The 2,114-nt window shown below is 70.9% G+C and carries 1 protein-coding gene and 1 pseudogene; both read left to right on the forward strand.

The features are described 5' to 3' along the window. Positions 1-125: 125 nt before the first annotated feature. A pseudogene (locus GD970_RS22725) lies at positions 126-677 on the forward strand (Mu transposase domain-containing protein); the annotation flags it as partial. Then, the gene (gene istB, locus GD970_RS21295; protein ID WP_152204879.1) at positions 677-1,468 is read left to right on the forward strand and encodes an IS21-like element helper ATPase IstB; all 792 of its coding nucleotides are present in this window, start codon (positions 677-679) and stop codon (positions 1,466-1,468) included. The pseudogene GD970_RS22725 and the gene istB, both read left to right, overlap by 1 nt. Positions 1,469-2,114 lie beyond the last annotated feature (646 nt).

Genomic DNA, 2,114 nt, shown 5'->3' on the forward strand with positions numbered 1-2,114 from the left:
ATCTACGCACCGCGCTCGAGGAGCTCGCCACCAAGGTCCGCCGCCACGAAGAAGAGCTCCGCAGACTCCGACGGACCTGACCAGCTACCTCCACCACCCCGGAGGGGCAGGGATTAGCCGGTTAACCGGAGGCCAAGGGGCTGGTCGAGCGGGCCAACGGGTACCTGGAGACCTCGTTCCTGCCCGGGCGGACCTTCACCGGCCCGGCGGACTTCAACGCCCAGCTGGCCGACTGGCTGGTCAGGGCCAACACCCGCCACCACCGCCGCATCGGCTGCGCCCCGAACCAACGGTGGCAGGCCGACAAGGCGGCGATGCTCGCGCTGCCGCCCGTGGCGCCCCAGGTCGGCTGGCACACCGACGTCCGCCTGCCACGCGACCACTACGTCCGCCTCGATGCCAACGACTACTCCGTCGACCCGGCCGTCATCGGGCGCAAGGTCAGCGTGACGGCCGACCTCGACACCGTCACCGTCCGCCTGGGCGAGAAGGTCGTCGCCGCCCATCAACGCTGCTGGGCCCGCCACCAGACCCTGACCGACCCCGCCCACCGGGCCACCGCCCGAGCCCTGGCGGCCACGGCCGCTCGGCCGGCGGCCCCAGCCGCCGATGACGGGGTCGAGCAGCGCGACCTGGGCGCCTACGACCGCCACTTCGGCCTGACCGAGGTGGCCTGATGACCACCAAGACCCCCACCGCTCGCGACCTCACCGCCGAGCTGGCCTACCTCACCCGAGCGCTGAAGGCCCCCACCCTGCGCGAGTCGGTGCCGCGGCTGGCCGAGCGGGCCCGGGCGGAGTCCTGGACCCACGAGGAGTTCCTCGCCGCCTGCCTCCAGCGCGAGGTCGCCGCCCGCGAGACCCACGGCGGGGAGGGCCGCATCCGCGCCGCCCGGTTCCCCGCGCGCAAGTCCCTCGAGGACTTCGACTTCGACCACGCCCGCGGCCTCAGACGCGACCAGATCGCCCACCTGGGCACCCTGGACTTCATCACCGCCAAGGACAACGTCGTCTTCCTCGGCCCGCCCGGCACCGGCAAGACCCACCTGGCGACCGGCCTGGCCATCCGCGCCTGCCAGGCCGGCCACCGCGTGCTGTTCGCCACCGCCTCCCAGTGGGTCGACCGCCTCGCCACCGCCCACCACGACGGCCGCCTCCAAGACGAGCTCCGCCGCCTGGGCCGCTACCCGCTCCTGGTCATCGACGAGGTCGGCTACATCCCCTTCGAGCCCGAGGCCGCGAACCTGTTCTTCCAGCTCGTCTCCGCCCGCTACGAACGCGCGAGCCTGATCGTCACCTCCAACAAGCCCTTCGGCCGCTGGGGCGAGGTCTTCGGCGACGACACCGTCGCCGCGGCCATGATCGACCGCCTCGTCCACCACGCCGAGGTCATCGCCCTCAAGGGCGACTCCTACCGGCTCAAGAACCGCGACCTCGGCCGCACCCCGACCGGCGCGACCGACGACTGACCGACAACCAGATCAGGAGAGGGGTCCATTTTCAGCCGTCGCCAGGGGGTCCACTTTCAGCCGTCGTTGACACGGTTCTCAGCGAGCCGACACCAGGGTCGCCCCCCTCCTCAGCATGGTCAATCGCAGACAGTCGCCGGGCCCGGACCCGTGGAACTCGCGTGGAATCGACACTCACGCGTGGAACTCGCGTGGAATCTGCGGCCTGCTGATCGACACCGGCAGGCTCGGGCGTCGTACTTGACCCGACACAGTTCGCCGGCGCCGGGCTTTGCGTTGCGGGCCCACTCCTACGCGCAGATCGCGGAGCCACGCGGTCCACGGCGTGGGACACGCGATGGAGCGGCTAAGTCACCGCGCACCCAGCTTCACACGGCCTCGTCGTTGGGGAAGTGGCGCGGTTCCCACCACCGCCTCGGGCAGTTCCTCGGTGGTGGCGGTCTTGAGGCCTGAGTGTGTCGCTGGGGCACAACTCGCGGATGCTGAACCGCGAGGAGGAGGCCAAGTTCGCCGCCTCCCCTGTCAACGGCATGTGAAAACTGACCCCCTGGCGGCATCTGAAAACTGACCCCCTGGATGGTCATGGTTCGTCGGTGGTGGCCGCGGGGACGCGGCCGAGGTCGCGGTCTTTGAGGCGGTAGGAGTC

The organism is Georgenia thermotolerans (assembly GCF_009193185.1).
Classification (GTDB): Bacteria; Actinomycetota; Actinomycetes; order Actinomycetales; family Actinomycetaceae; genus Georgenia; species Georgenia thermotolerans.

Coding starts and splice junctions, on each gene's coding strand:
- istB (WP_152204879.1), top strand. CDS start 677: ATGACCACCAAGACCCCCACCGCTCGCGACCTCACCGCCGAGCTGGCC.